The 14,165-nt window shown below is 71.1% G+C and carries 13 protein-coding genes; 9 read left to right on the forward strand and 4 right to left on the reverse strand.

Annotated features, from left to right (window positions below):
• On the reverse strand, positions 1-1,091 hold a 1,091-nt coding region (locus tag A5701_RS01505), incomplete at its 3' end, for an acyl-CoA dehydrogenase family protein (RefSeq protein ID WP_197504908.1).
• A gap of 336 nt (positions 1,092-1,427) precedes the next feature.
• Here A5701_RS01505 and kstR point away from each other — a divergent pair.
• On the forward strand, positions 1,428-2,024 hold the full coding sequence (kstR, locus tag A5701_RS01510; RefSeq protein ID WP_067279200.1) for a cholesterol catabolism transcriptional regulator KstR: 597 nt from the start codon (positions 1,428-1,430) through the stop codon (positions 2,022-2,024).
• Here the strand turns inward: kstR and A5701_RS01515 are convergent, their stop codons facing one another.
• On the reverse strand, positions 2,025-3,104 hold the full coding sequence (locus A5701_RS01515; protein WP_067747784.1) for a LacI family DNA-binding transcriptional regulator: 1,080 nt from the start codon (positions 3,102-3,104) through the stop codon (positions 2,025-2,027). It abuts the gene before it with no gap.
• A gap of 129 nt (positions 3,105-3,233) precedes the next feature.
• On the opposite strand from A5701_RS01515, the gene A5701_RS01520 reads away from it, so the two are divergent.
• From A5701_RS01520 to A5701_RS01550, 7 genes are read left to right on the forward strand one after another with little or no spacing between them, the layout of a single operon-like run.
• The gene (locus A5701_RS01520; RefSeq protein ID WP_067747787.1) at positions 3,234-4,160 is read left to right on the forward strand and encodes a metal ABC transporter solute-binding protein, Zn/Mn family; all 927 of its coding nucleotides are present in this window, start codon (positions 3,234-3,236) and stop codon (positions 4,158-4,160) included.
• Complete coding sequence (locus A5701_RS01525) at positions 4,157-4,984, forward strand: metal ABC transporter ATP-binding protein (protein WP_067747789.1); 828 nt, start codon at positions 4,157-4,159, stop codon at positions 4,982-4,984. Before A5701_RS01520 ends, A5701_RS01525 begins: the two co-directional genes overlap by 4 nt.
• Positions 4,977-5,837: a metal ABC transporter permease gene (locus A5701_RS01530; RefSeq protein WP_067747792.1), complete on the forward strand. Its 861-nt coding sequence runs from the start codon at positions 4,977-4,979 to the stop codon at positions 5,835-5,837. Before A5701_RS01525 ends, A5701_RS01530 begins: the two co-directional genes overlap by 8 nt.
• Before the next feature lie 36 nt (positions 5,838-5,873).
• Positions 5,874-6,587, forward strand: a complete 714-nt coding sequence (locus A5701_RS01535) for a sensor domain-containing protein (protein WP_067747794.1) — start codon at positions 5,874-5,876, stop codon at positions 6,585-6,587.
• Positions 6,588-6,646: 59 nt separating this feature from the next.
• A complete protein-coding gene (locus A5701_RS01540; RefSeq protein WP_067747796.1) occupies positions 6,647-7,405 on the forward strand; it encodes a LamB/YcsF family protein in 759 nt (252 codons plus the stop codon).
• Positions 7,405-8,322, forward strand: a complete 918-nt coding sequence (locus tag A5701_RS01545) for an MBL fold metallo-hydrolase (RefSeq protein ID WP_067747798.1) — start codon at positions 7,405-7,407, stop codon at positions 8,320-8,322. Before A5701_RS01540 ends, A5701_RS01545 begins: the two co-directional genes overlap by 1 nt.
• A gap of 15 nt (positions 8,323-8,337) precedes the next feature.
• Positions 8,338-9,579 (forward strand): SLC13 family permease, encoded by a 1,242-nt coding sequence (locus tag A5701_RS01550; protein ID WP_067747800.1) that lies wholly within the window; start codon positions 8,338-8,340, stop codon positions 9,577-9,579.
• On the opposite strand, the gene A5701_RS01555 is transcribed toward A5701_RS01550, so the two are convergent.
• Positions 9,576-9,887 (reverse strand): DUF3303 domain-containing protein, encoded by a 312-nt coding sequence (locus tag A5701_RS01555; RefSeq protein WP_067279019.1) that lies wholly within the window; start codon positions 9,885-9,887, stop codon positions 9,576-9,578. The genes A5701_RS01550 and A5701_RS01555 overlap by 4 nt on opposite strands.
• A gap of 82 nt (positions 9,888-9,969) precedes the next feature.
• On the reverse strand, positions 9,970-12,588 hold the full coding sequence (locus A5701_RS01560) for a LuxR C-terminal-related transcriptional regulator (protein WP_067747802.1): 2,619 nt from the start codon (positions 12,586-12,588) through the stop codon (positions 9,970-9,972).
• A 179-nt stretch (positions 12,589-12,767) separates the two neighbouring features.
• On the opposite strand from A5701_RS01560, the gene A5701_RS01565 reads away from it, so the two are divergent.
• Positions 12,768-14,165: an NAD(P)/FAD-dependent oxidoreductase gene (locus A5701_RS01565; RefSeq protein ID WP_067747804.1), complete on the forward strand. Its 1,398-nt coding sequence runs from the start codon at positions 12,768-12,770 to the stop codon at positions 14,163-14,165.

Below are 14,165 nucleotides of genomic sequence, written 5' to 3' on the forward strand. Positions count from 1 at the left end.
GGCGGCGCCGAGCGCTGGTTGCGCCGGGTCACCGAACTGACCCAGGGCGGTATGCGGCGCCGCCTCGGAATCGATCTCACCGATGTCGAGGGCCAGCGCTCGGCGCCGCCGAGGAACCGGCCGATCGCGTGCGCCCGCCGCAGGTACAGGTGCGCGTCGTGCTCCCAGGTGCAGCCGATGCCGCCGAGCACCTGGATGCAGTCCTTGAGGTTGGCCTTGGCCGCCGCGATGCCGATGCTCGCGGCCAGCGCGGCCGCGATGGCGAACTGGTCCGGATCGGGCTCGGCCGCGGCGCGGGCGGCGTCGGCGGCGGCCACCTCGGTCTGCTCTGCGCGGCACAGCATCTCGGCGCACAGGTGCTTGACGGCCTGGAAGCTGCCGATCGGCTTGCCGAACTGCTCGCGGACCTTGGCGTAGTCGACGGCGGTGTCCAGCGCCCAGCGGGTCAGGCCGGCCGCCTCGGCGGCCAGCACGGTGGCCGCCAGTTCGTCGACGCGCCGACGCGACTCCGACACGACGGCGGCCGGCGCCGACGTCAGCACCACCCTGGCCAACGGGCGGGAGAAATCGGTCGCCTCCAGCGGCTCGACCTGCACGCCGTCGCTCTCGGTGTCGACGAGGAGCCACTCGTCGCCGGCCGGCAGCAGGAGGACGCCGCCGTCAGCGGCGCCCAGCACGAGCGGCAGGGTGCCGGAGGCGCGCTGGCCGTCGAACTGGGCGTCACCCTCGAGCGCCAGCCCGGCGAAGCGTTCGCCGGCGGCCAGCGCCGCCAGCAGTTCGGGGTCGGTGACGACGAGCGTCGCCAGCGCGGTCGTCGCGACGGGGCCGGGAACCAGCGCCTTGGCCGCCTCCTCGACCATCGCGCACAAGTCCTCGACGCTGCCGTCGGCGCCGCCATGCTCCTCGGCGATCGCGACGCCGAAGATGCCCAGCTCGGCAAGGCGGGCGAAGACCGGGCGCCACGCGTCGGCGTCGCCCTGCTCGACCTCGCGGATCGCCGTCGTCCCGCCCGGCCCCGACGTCGAATTGCGGGCCCAGTCGCGCACCAGGGCGCGCGCGGCGAACTGCTCGTCTGTGACGGTCGCTACCACCCTCGGGACCTCCACGTCCGTTGACTCGACATGACTCGGGGCCTACGACCCCTAGCTCTCGATTCTCCTGCTCGGCTCGGGTCGCTGCGCAACCCGCCTCGTCGCAGACTAGAACGTGTTCTAATAGTGCCAGCGATCGACCGTCAAGTCGAACGTCATCACAGCAGCACACGCGGCTGTCCCGGCGGTACGGAGGTGGGAAATTCACACTCAGCATGCGTATCGTTTGCAAGCGAGCCGCCAGGAACAGGAGCAACCCGCGATATGCCAGCCAGTGCCAACTCGAGGGCCAACGCGAGCCGCGGTTCAGACTCGCAGCCGCGTGAGGTGATGAACGTGGCGGTACTGGCGGAGTCCGAACTCGGCTCGGAAGCACAGCGGGAGCGCCGCAAGCGGATCCTGGACGCCACCATGGCGATCGCGTCGAAGGGTGGCTACGAGGCGGTCCAGATGCGCGCCGTCGCTGACCGCGCCGACGTGGCGGTGGGCACGCTGTACCGCTATTTCCCGTCGAAGGTGCACCTGCTGGTGTCGGCCCTGGGCCGGGAGTTCAGCCGGATCGACGCCAAGACCGACCGGTCGTCGGTCGCCGGGGGAACGCCGTTTCAGCGGCTGAACTTCATGGTCGGCAAGCTCAACCGCGCGATGCAGCGCAATCCGCTGCTCACCGAGGCCATGACGCGCGCCTACGTGTTCGCCGACGCGTCGGCGGCCAGCGAGGTCGACCAGGTCGAGAAGCTGATCGACTCCATGTTCGCCCGCGCGATGGCCGACGGCGAACCGACCGAGGACCAGTACCACATCGCCCGGGTGATCTCCGACGTGTGGCTGTCCAACCTGCTCGCCTGGCTCACCCGGCGGGCCTCGGCCACCGACGTCAGCAAGCGGCTGGATCTGGCCGTGCGGTTGCTGATCGGGGATCAGGACTCTTAGCTAAGCCGGCGGACCGGCGGTGCGGCCGCGGATCAACTCCGTGTCCAGCACCTCGACGACCGGCAGACCCGACCGCGGCGGACGCAACAGCAACTCCCCCGCCCGGCGGCCCTTCTGCAGGCTCGGCTGGGCCACCGTCGTCAACCCCCGGCCGATCGCATCGGGCACGCCGTCGAAACCGGTGACGGTCATCTGCCCGGGGACGTAAATGCCATGTGCGCGAAGGTAATCCATGGCCGAGAGCGCCAAGATGTCCGCCGTGCACATCAACGCGGTGATGCGGGGGTTGGCCTCCAGGGCCACCTTGGCGGCGGTTCCCCCGGACTCAGGCAGGTGCTCGTAGCTCTCCACCACGGTCAGCGCATCGGGGTCGACACCGGCGGCCGACATCGCCTCCCACACGCCGATGACGCGTTCGCGCTGCACGTCGAACGCCGGTGACCGCAACCGCTCAGCATCCACCAGACCCTGTCGGCGGTCCCGGCCCAGCCGCATGGTCAGCAGCCCGATCTCGCGGTGCCCCAGCCCCAGCACGTAGTCGGCCAACTCACGCATCGCCGCCCGATCGTCGATCCCCACCCGGGACACGCCGGAGAGCCCCTTCGGCTGGTCGACGACCACGACCGGCAATCGGCGCTGCAGGACGACCTGAAGGTACGGGTCCTCGTCGCACACCGAATACACGACGAAGCCGTCCACCCCGGCGCCGAGCACGGCGCCCGTCCCGTCCTCCATGCTGCGGCCGGGCCCGACGGCCACCAGCAGCAGGCCCTGCCCCAGCTCTTCGCAGGACTGCGCGACTCCGGCGACGAAGTCCCGCGCCGCCGGATCGCTGAAGAAGTAAGTGAGCGGCTCGGCCATCACGAGGCCGACCGCGCCGGCCTTCCGGGTGCGCAGCGAGCGCGCCACCGGGTCGGGACCCGCGTACCCCAGCCGCTTGGCCGTCGCGAGCACGCGTTCGCGTAGGTCGGCCGAGAGTTGATCCGGCCGGTTGAAGGCGTTGGAGATCGTGGTGCGCGAAACCTTCAGTTCGTCCGCCAACGACGCCAGAGTCGCACGCCGGCGTGGTGCGGGACTCACAATCGGTGACGCTACAGCGAATCCGGATGCGCGCCTAAGCGGCTTCCACTCGCCGCTTTGTAATGGAAACGATTTTCATTAGTATTGTGGGTCGGCCGACCGGCCGGCGAGAGGACATCGGACGCACGCATGGCGCTGACGCGGGGACGAATCGCGGTGGCCGGCGCGCTGCGCTGGCTGCCCGCCGTGCTGATCCTGCTGGCCGCGGGCACGGGCTGCGGCGGCCCGGCACACCCGCGGGCGGCCGCCATCGTCGCCTCGACCGGCGTCTGGGGCAGCGTGGCTAGCGCCGTCACCGGCCGTCACCTCGCGGTCAAGTCCATCCTGACCGGGGGCGACACCGACCCGCACTCCTATCAAGCCAGCCCCGCGGACGCCGCGGCCATCACCGACGCCACCCTGGTGGTGTACAACGGTGGCGGTTATGACCCCTGGGTGGACCAGGTGCTCGCCGGCCACCCCGGCGTGAAAGCGATCGGCGCCTATTCGTTCCACAGGGACTCGGCCGAGCAGCCGGCCAACGAGCACGTCTTCTACGACCTCGACGTCGCCAAATCGGTCGCCTTCGCGATCGCCGACCGTGTGGCCGCCATCGATCCCGCCAACGCCGCCGACTACCGGGCCAACGCCGCGGGCTTCTGCCGCGGCGCCGACGCGATCGCCATCTCCGAACACGCCATCGCCAGCGCCTACCCCGGCACGGGGGTCATCGCGACCGAACCCGTCGGCCACTACCTGCTGGAGGCGTCCGGTCTGGTCAACCGCACACCGGCCGCCTTCACCGCGGCCAACGAGAACGAGACGGACCCCTCGCCTGCCGACATGGCGTTCGTGCTCGACCTGATCGACCATCGTCAGGTGTCGGTGGTGCTGGTCAACCCGCAGACGTCGACCCCCGCGATCAACGGCGTGCGGGACGCCGCGCGGCGCGCGGGCGTGCCGGTGACCGAAGTGAGCGAGACCCTGCCCGACGGCACGGATTACCTGACGTGGCAGCGCAACACGGTCAACCAGCTGCTGGCCGCGCTCCAATCGCGCCGGTCAGTGCAACCGTGAGCCTCGACGCGGTCCGCGCGGTCGACAGCCGACCGGATACCGTCTCGCTGCGCGGTGCGCGGCTGGCGTTCGGCGACCGGGTGCTGTGGGACCACCTTGACCTGTCCGTGTCACCCGGCGAATTCATCGCCGTCCTCGGCCCCAACGGCAGCGGCAAGACGTCGTTGCTGAAGGTGCTGCTGGGGCAGCTGCCGTTGTCCGCCGGTGTCGCGTTGGTGGACGGAGAGCCGATGCACTCCGGCAGCGGACGCGTCGGCTACGTGCCGCAACACCGACCGATGGACTCCGACGTGATGCTTCGGGGACGCGACCTGGTTCGGCTCGGCGTCGACGGGCATCGTTGGGGCGGCATGCCGCGCAGATCCGCCGACCGCGCCCGCCGCCGCGCGACCGTGGCCGAGGCGCTGCGACAGGTCAACGCCGAACACTTGGCGGACGTCCGGGTGGGCGTGATGTCCGGCGGCGAGCTGCAGCGGATCCGCGTCGCGCAGGCGCTGGTCAGCGACCCGATGCTGCTGCTGTGCGACGAGCCGCTGCTGGCCCTGGACCCGGCGAACGCCAAGCTGGTGTCCGCGCTGATCGACCGTCGCCGCCGGGATGCCGGGACCGCCGTCATCGTCGTCACCCACGACCTCAACGCGATCCTGCCGTACGTCGACCGGCTGATTTATCTGGTCGACGGACGGTTCCGGATCGGCACCGTCGACGAGGTGATGACCACCGAGACGCTCTCGACGCTCTACCGAGCCGACATCGCGGTGGTCAAGGTCAAGGACCGCTACGTGGTGGTCGGTGAGACGACCGACTGGGCCCACGGTGAATAACCGGCTGACCGGCGTGCTGGCCCACCTGCTCGACTTCGACGTCACCGCCCACCTACTGCGCCACGACTTCGTCCAGCAGGCGCTGCTCGCCGCCGCGCTGCTTGGCCTGGTGGCCGGGCTGATCGGGCCGTTCATCGTGATGCGGCAGATGTCGTTCGCCGTGCACGGCTCGAGCGAACTGTCGTTGACGGGAGCGGCTTTCGCGCTGCTGGTCGGCGTCGAGGTGGGGCTGGGCGCCCTGGTCGGCAGCGCTTTGGCGGCCGCGCTGTTCGGCGTGTTGGGCCGGCGGGCCCGCGAACGCGACTCGGTCATCGGCGTGGTGCTGGCCTTCGGGCTGGGCCTGGCGGTGCTGTTCATCTACCTCTACCCGGGCCGGACCGCGACCAGTTTCGCGTTGCTCACCGGGCAGATCGTCGGCGTCGGCTACACCGGGCTGGGCATGCTGGCCCTGGTCTGCCTGCTCGTCCTTGCCGTCATCGCGACGTGCTACCGCCCGCTGTTGTTCGCCACCGTCGACCCCGACGTCGCGGCGGCCCGCGGCGTGCCGGTTCGGGCGCTGGGCATCGTGTTCGCCGCCCTGGTTGGCGTGGTGGCCGCGCAGGCCGTGCAGATCGTGGGTGCGCTGCTGGTGATGTCGTTGCTGATCACGCCGGCGGCGGCGGCCGCCCGGGTGGTGGCCTCGCCGGCGGCGGCGATGGTGGCCTCGGTCGTCTTCGCCGAGGTCTCCGCCGTGGGCGGCATCGTGCTGTCGCTGGCGCCCGGCGTACCGGTGTCCGTCTTCGTCGCGGGGATTTCCTTCCTGATCTACCTGGTCTGCTGGTCGCTGGGGCGTCGACAGGAGGTCGCCGCCTAAGCTGGTCGGCACAGACGGGCCCGCGTCCGAAAGGCTCTGGTGCGTAGGCAAATCGCGATCGTCCTGCAGGCGGCGTTGTGCGCCCTCACGGCCGGCTGCACCACCGTCGTCGGCGGAAGCGCCGCGCCCGCGGACACCCGCGGTCCGCTGTCGCAGGCCCCGGTGGCCGTCACCGCCCTGGACGGGCTGCTGCTCGACGACGGCAAAGTCAACGACATCCTGGGTGCGGGAATGCGGCTCCGGTATCGCACGCCGGACATGTGGGACTCCAGCCAGACGTTCAGCGAGAGGAGCTGCCTGGCCATGGCCGGGCCCGCCCAACAGGCCGTATACGCGGACACCGGCTGGACCGCGGTGCGCGGCGAACGACTCGACGACAGCTATGACGACCCCAATGTGCGCAACGACTCCGTCAACCAGGCCGTGATCTCCTACCCAACGGCCAGGCAGGCCAACGCGTTCTACGACGCATCGGTCCGGAGGTGGTCGGCCTGCGCCAACCGCCGATTCGTCGACCGTCCCCCGGGGCAGCCCGAGATCGCGTGGGCGGTGGCCGATTCCCACAAGGTGGGCGGCACGCTGAGCACGTCGGAAGAGCAGGTCGGTAGCCCGGATGGCTGGCGGTGCCAGCGTGCGCTCACCGCGCGCAACAACATCGTCATCGACGTGGCCGCCTGCGGGTCCTTCCTGCCCGGGGCGGCCGCGGTCGACGTCGCCCAGCAGATCGCGGCCGCGGTCGTCACCCGGTAGCGACGGCAAAGGCGACCGCCTCTCCGGGTGGCGACGGCGCCGCCCCATAAGCTGGACGGGTGGCCGGTATCGACCTAAACGCCGACCTGGGCGAAAGCTTCGGCGTCTGGCGCCTGGGTGACGACGACGCGATGCTGGGGATCGTCACCAGCGCCAACGTGGCGTGCGGGTTTCACGCCGGGGACCCCGCCGGCCTGCTGCGGGTCTGCCGCTCGGCCGCCGAGCGCGGCGTCCGCATCGGGGCGCAGGTGAGCTATCGCGACCTGGCCGGGTTCGGCAGGCGCTTCATCGACGTCGCCGCCGAGGACCTGATCGCCGACGTGGCGTATCAGATTGGCGCGCTGCAGGCGCTCGCCGGCGCGGCCGGCTCGGCCGTGTCCTACGTCAAACCCCATGGCGCGCTGTACAACACGATTGTGACCGACCGCGACCAGGCGGCCGCGGTCGCCGAGGCGGTGCGGATGGTGGACCCGGCGCTGCCGGTGCTGGGCATGGCGGGTTCGGCGTTCTTCGACGAGGCCGCGTTCCGCGGTCTGCGCACGGTGGCCGAGGCGTTCGCCGACCGCGCCTACCGGCCGGACGGCCAGTTGGTTTCCCGCCGCGAACCCGGCGCGGTGCTTGCAGACCCGGCGGCGATCGCCGACCGCGTGGTCGGCATGGTGACCTCCGGCCGGGTCACCGCCATCGACGGCACCCCGGTCACGATCACCGCGGAATCGGTTTGCGTGCACGGCGATTCGCCCGGCGCGGTGCAGATCGCGGAGGCCGTGCGCGACGGGCTGGAGGCCGCGGGCGTCGAGATCGGGGCGTTCAGCTGATGCGGCTCAAACTCGGTCGGCCCGACATCGCGCGGTATGCGGATCGGTTCGACGCGCCGCCCGCCAGAGCCGGGGCCCTATCGGCGACGTGGCTGGGCGTGGCGACGCTGCTGATCGACGACGGCTCGTCGGCCCTGCTGACCGACGGCTACTTCTCCCGGCCGAGCCTGGCCCGGGTGGCCGCCGGCAAGGTGGCGCCGTCGGCCGCCCGCGTGGACGCCTGCCTGGCGCGGGCCAACGTGTCAGCGCTGGAGGCGGTCATCCCGGTGCACACCCACATCGATCACGCGCTGGATTCCGCGCTCGTCGCCGACCGCACCGGCGCGCGACTGGTGGGCGGGCGGTCGGCGGCCAACGTCGGGCGTGGCTACGGGCTGCCCGAGGACCGTATCGTGATCGCCACCAGCGGTGAGCCAATGACGTTGGGCGCGTACGACGTGACCCTGGTGGAGTCCCATCATTGCCCGCCGGACCGCTTTCCCGGCACGATCGACACGCCGCTGACCCCGCCGGTCAAGGCGTCCGCCTACCGCTGCGGGGAGCCCTGGTCGACGTTGGTCCACCACCGGCCGACGGACCGGCGGTTGCTGATTCAGGGCAGCGCCGGATTCGTCAAGGGTGCGCTGGCCGGTCACCACGCCGATGCCGTCTACCTGTCGGTCGGGCAGTTGGGACTACAGCCCAGGTCGTACTTGACCGACTACTGGACCGAGACCGTGCGCGCGGTGGGGGCGCGCCGGGTGATCATGATTCACTGGGACGATTTCTTCCGGCCGCTGTCAAAACCGCTGCGGGCCTTGCCCTACGCGGGCGACGACCTGGACTCCTCCGTCCGCATCCTCGACGAGTTGGCCGCGGCGGATGGTGTCGGGCTGCACCTGCCCACCGTGTGGCGACGCGAAAACCCCTGGGCCTGAGACGGGTTCAATACATTGACCTTGACCCTTGCGCTGGTGCTGCTGGCTGCCGTCCTGGCCTTCGCCGTCGTGCGCCCGCGGGGCCTGCCGGAGGCGGTCGCGGCGGTTCCCGCGGCCCTCATCCTGATCGCCGTCGGCGCGATATCGGTGCGTCAGGCGGCCGAGGAGGTGGCCGGGCTTTCCGGGGTGGTCGGGTTCCTGGGCGCTGTGCTGGTGCTCGCCAAGCTGTGCGACGACGAGGGCCTGTTCGAGGCGGCCGGTGCGGCGATCACGCGCGGGAGCGTCGGGTCGGGGGCGCTGCTGCGGCGGGTGTTCGTCATCGCCTCGTTGATCACCGCCGTGCTGAGCCTGGACACCGCGGTGGTCTTGCTGACCCCGGTGGTGCTGGCCGCCGTCCGTCGGCTGCGGACCCCGGTGCGCCCGTACGCCTACGCCACCGCGCACCTGGCCAACGGAGCCTCCCTGCTGCTGCCGGTGTCGAATCTGACCAATTTGTTGGCGTTTCACACCGCCCACCTTTCGTTCACCCGGTTCACGCTGTTGATGGCGTTGCCGTGGGTGGGTGTGGTGGTCACGCTCTACGCGGTATTCCGCTGGTTCTTCGCCGGCGACCTGCGCGTGCAGCCCCATCCGGAGCAACCCGGGCCGGCGCCCCGGCCGCCGGTGCTCGTGCTGGTGGTCGTGGGGCTGACGCTGGCCGGGTTCGCCGTGGCCCAGTCCGTCGACGTGGACCCGGCCTGGGTCGCCCTCGCGGGCGCGGCGGTGCTGGCGGTGCGCAGCCTGAGCCGCCGGCATACCTCGGTGGTCGACATCGCGCGGTCGGCCCACGTGTCGTTCCTGGTGTTCGTGCTCGCGCTGGGCGTGGTCGTGCGGGCGGTGATGGTCAACGGCATGGACAAGGCGATGTCGGCGGTGCTGCCGTCCGGTTCGACGCTGCCGGCATTGCTCGCCATCGCGGCGGTGGCCGCCGTGCTGGCCAACGTGGTCAACAACCTGCCCGCCACCCTGGTGCTGCTGCCACTGGTCGCGCCGAGCGGGCCGGTCGCCATCCTGGCCGTGCTGCTCGGGGTCAACATCGGACCGAACCTGACCTACGTCGGTTCGCTGTCGAACCTGTTGTGGCGGCGGGTGCTTCGCCAGCACGACGTCGACGCCGGCGTCGGCGAATACACCCGCCTCGGGGTGTGTACCGTGCCGGTGTCCCTGGTGCTCGCGGTGCTCGCACTGTGGGCGTCGGCGCGGGTGTTCGGCGCCTAGCCGATCGCCTCCCTGAACTCCACGCCCTGCTGCAGCGCCTGCGCGGCTTCGGCGATGTCCACAACGGGATAGATCTGGTAATCCAGGATCGTGGCGAATTGGCTTGTGGTCTCGACCAAGTCGGCCGGATTGTCGGATTCCACCACCGCGAATCCACCGCCGCCGTCGATGCGGCCGACGAACTGGTGATAGGTCGTGGTCTGCGGTTGAGACCACTTCGAGTACGCGGCCAGGCCCCGTCGCAGGCTTTCGTCGTTCTCGGCCGCGGTGCCGTTCAGGCGGTATGTCCACGCCACTACGTACTTCATTGCGCTCTCCTTTTCTCGTTGAGATCGCAACGGTATGACCGGTTTCCGCCAAGCGCACGAGTAGTCGCCTACTCGAATACCGTCAGTCGGACCCCGGTCCCGATCGGATGATCGACGCGAGTTCCTCGCGGGACTGGGCGCCAACCCGCTGACAGGCCCGGTAAACGTGGCCCTCCACGGTGCGCACCGACATCACCAACTTCTCGGCGATCTGACGGTTGGACAGGCCGGCCACGACCAGCTCGATGACGTCGCGCTGGCGACCCGAGAGTTTGAGACCCGCCGGAGTCCGCAACGCCGGCGTGCACAAACCGCCGCACTCCTCGGCAAGCTCGCCGGCCAATGCCGACGCATAAAGCCCGCGCTTGTGCTGCTGTCCTTCGACGAACGCGACGGAGGCCTGTGCCGCCGCGTCGGCGGCCGCGGCCCGGTCACCGATCGCCCGGTAGGCGGCCGAAACCGCGAGGAGGCCCTCACCGTTCCCTGCCCGCAGGGCCTCGGCGTGCGAAGCGATGGCATCGGCCAGCGGCAGCGCCAGCGTGTCGGCCAGCGCGCGGGCCCGTCCGGCGCCCGAGGCGTCACCCCACTGCGCCGCCGCCTGTATGCAGGCCAGTTCGTGGGTCGGCTGGCCGCGGTCGCGGGCGACTCGCGCGGCCGCCTGCGCCGTCGCCACGGCCTCGCCCAGGCGCCCGCCGGTCGCCAGCGCCCACCCGTCGGCCAGTGACAAGCCGGTATGCATGAAGAAGTAGTCGGCCGGCACGCACGATCGCGCCCCCGCGGCCGCATCGTTCGCCTCCGCGGCGTGCCCGAGCTTGCCGTGCGCCTCGGCGAGCGCGAAGTAGCTTGCCGGGCGCAAACCACTTGTGGTGGCGTGTATTTGGGCTCCGGCCAGCGCTTCGTGTACCAGCCGCACCGCGTCGGCCACCGCCCCGCGGGCCAGGTCGGCATTTCCGAGCAGCAGGGCCAGGTTCGCATAGGCCAGACCCGGGATGTCGCGCGCGGAGTCGGCCACCTCCTTTGCGAAGCCGACGAATTCGTCGATGCGGCCCGTCAGCCGGCATGCCCGGCCGTACACCGCGCCGAACCAGAACCGCATGTGCGACGCCTCGAACGACGTCGTCGCGCGGCGCAACGCCTGCCCGGCCACGATCGCCAGGCAGTCGACCTGCCCCAACGCGCCCATGGCCATGATCAACGCAAGCGACGCCATCATCGCGTGGAAGTCCGGCAGCTGTTCCGAATCCAATGCGGCCCTTGCCCTTTCGGCGGCGACCCCGCAGCGCGCGGCGACCGCATCCAGGCACGCCTGCACCGCCAACCGCTCGGCGACCTGTGCCGGCGTCTCCTCGGCCGCGGCCAGGTCGTCGAGAATCGCCGCGGCGTCCGCCGGCCTGCCGAGCATCCAGACCAGGTTGGCCGCGCGCAGGGTCGCCCAGTAGTGGCGATCCGGCGGATCGCTTTCGGTGATCGCGCGCAACGCGCCCTCGGCCTGCTCGCCGCGGCCGAGCAGGATCAGGTTCATCGCCCGCACGCCGGCCGCCCCCGGCGCCCCGGCCTGCGCCGCGGCGTTGGCGAGCCGGTCGGCCAACTCCAGGTCCAGCAGTGTCATCGCGTGCCGCGCCGATTCCAGATACAGCCCGGGTTGCGGGTCCAGATCCGACTCGAGGCTCAGCAACGCCCGGCGCACCGTGGCCTGCATGTCTGCGTCACCGTCGCGCGCCAGCCGGGTCGCCAAGCGGCCGCGGACCTTCGACAGATACATCTCGCCCGCGCCCGCGCGGCGAAGCTCACCGAACAGCGGGTGCGCGAGCCGGGCCATCAGCCCGCCGGCGGTGCGTTCGACGTTCACCAGGCCCATGGCTTCGGCCGCCACCAAATCCTCGCGGGACACCAAGTCGCACAACACGTCAACGGGCAGCGGCTCACATTGCGACAGCGTGTCGACCACCAGCGCCACCGGCGGGCTCAGGCGGCCAAGCTGGCGTCCCACCGTGTCGGACAAGCTGGCCGAGACCGCGACGTCGCCGTCCCACATCCACACCCCGGCCACCTGCCGCACCCGCCCGGCCGCCATCTGATCGCTCAGCAGCTGCCGAAGAAACAGCGTGTTCCCCCCGGTGAGCCGCCGGAACCGCTCCGCACAACGCGCATCCACCGGGCCGCCTAGCGTGCGCTCGATCACCTCGCGCGTCGCCGTGGCCGAAAGTGGCTCCAGATCCAGGCGATGGAGCAAACCGTCCTTCCACAGCGCCGTCACCGCATCGGGCTCTTCGCTGCCGGAGCGGACCGTGACCACCAGCCGGACCCCGCCGGACTGCGCCAGCTGGTGAATCACAAGCGCGGACAACCCATCCAGCAGGTGCGCGTCGTCGACTCCGACCACCACTCGGCCGCGGCGTTGCCGCGCGACAAACGACTCGATCACGCGCCGGACGCTGGTCAGCGGATCCGACATGCCTTCGCCCAGTAGGCCGATGAACGCCCCGAGTGGCAACGACTGGGCCGATTGGGTGCCGACGATCCACTGGATGCGTTCGCCCGATGCCCCGGCACGCCGCAGCGCTTCGCGGGCCAACCGAGTCTTGCCCAGCCCGGCGGCGCCCGCGATCAGCACCCCGGAGTGCTGGTCAGCCCCGCTCAGGGCGCGGCGAATGGTTGCCAACTCGCTGTCGCGCCCAATCAGCTGGTCGCCGCCGATCACGCGGCGACTATATCCGCGCGGCGGCACCGCGCGGGCCGGATTGCCACCGTTTCGCGTGCGCGTCGACCGGCCGGTGTCCGGCGGGCGATCCCAACTCGCGTACCCGACTACGCTATCGGCGCCCGCCGAGCGCTGTGAGCATGGCATTTGTCAGCCAGCGGTCAGAAAGGCGGAGTGCCATGTCCGACATCAAGACCAAGATCGGCAGTCACGCGGTGGTGTTGGGGGCGAGCATGGCCGGTTTGCTGGCCGCGCGATCGCTTGCCGACTTCTTCGACACGGTGACGGTCGTGGAGCGTGACCCGCTGCCCGACGCGCACGCCCCTCGCCGCGGGGTGCCGCAGGGCCGGCACCTGCACGCCCTGCTGGCCCGGGGAGCACAGGTGATCGAGGGGATGTTCCCCGGCGTCCTCGACGAGATGGTCAGCGACGGCGCGCGCCACTTCGACGGCCATGACCTCTCCGAGCTCTACTACGACATCGGCGGGCACCTGATGGCGCGGCGCGGCAGCGCCCCCGGGCTCACCGCCTACAGCGCGACGCGGCCCTTCCTCGAAGACCACGTCCGCACCCGGCTGCGCGAGATTCCCAACGTCACCCTGCTCGACGAGCACTTCATCCTCGGCCCGGTGTCGACCCCGGACCGTCGCCGCGTCACCGGAGTGCGGGTGGTCTGCGGGCGCACCGGCGAGCCCATCACGCTGCCCGCCGACTTGGTCGTCGATGCCACCGGGCGTGCCGCCCGCACCCCGACCTGGCTGGACCACCTGGGGTATGAGCGCCCGCGTGAGGATCGCGTCGACGTCCAGCTGACCTACGCGAGCCAAGCGCTGCGCATGAGGGCGGAGGCGCCGCGGGAGCTGGGCTTCCTCGTCGGCATCGTGCCGGGCAGGCCGAGGGGTTGCGGGCTGCTGCACTGCGAGGACGACACCTGGCTGCTCACCGTGATGGGGGTGGCCGGCCACGAGCCCACGGGGCTCGACCTCGCCGAGATGTGTGATTTCGTCGCGGACTGCGCGCCGGCGCACCTGCTCGCCGCGGTGCGGGCCGCCGAACCCATCGGGGATCCGGTGCGCCACCGGACGCCGTGCAGCCGATGGCGCCGCTACGACAAGCTGCGGCGCTTCCCCGAGGGTCTGCTGGTCATCGGCGACGCGATCTGCAGCTTCAACCCGGTCTACGGCCAGGGCATGACGGTCGCCGCGCTCGAGGCGTTGGCGCTGCGCGACTGCCTGTCCGCCGGCACCGACGATCTGGCCCGGCGCTTCTTCCGCGCCGCGGCGGCGCCGATCCGCCAGGCCTGGCAGCTGTCGACCAACCCCGACCTTGCCCTGCCCGAAATCAACGGCACCCCACCGCTGGTCGCGCGGGTGTTCAACAAGTACGTCGACCGGGTCCTGACGGCGGCCGAAACCGACACCGCGGCGCTGAATCAGTTCATCAGGGTGACCTCGCTGGTCGAACCCGCGACGCGGTTGTTGCGCCCGAACATGATCTGGCGCGCCGCCCGCGGGCGCCGGCCCGGCATCGATTCCCCGGTCGCGCCCGCCGGCGCCCTGGTGGACGCGGCGCCCTGA

The sequence above is a fragment of the Mycobacterium sp. E3305 genome, from assembly GCF_001666785.1.
Classification (GTDB): Bacteria; Actinomycetota; Actinomycetes; order Mycobacteriales; family Mycobacteriaceae; genus Mycobacterium.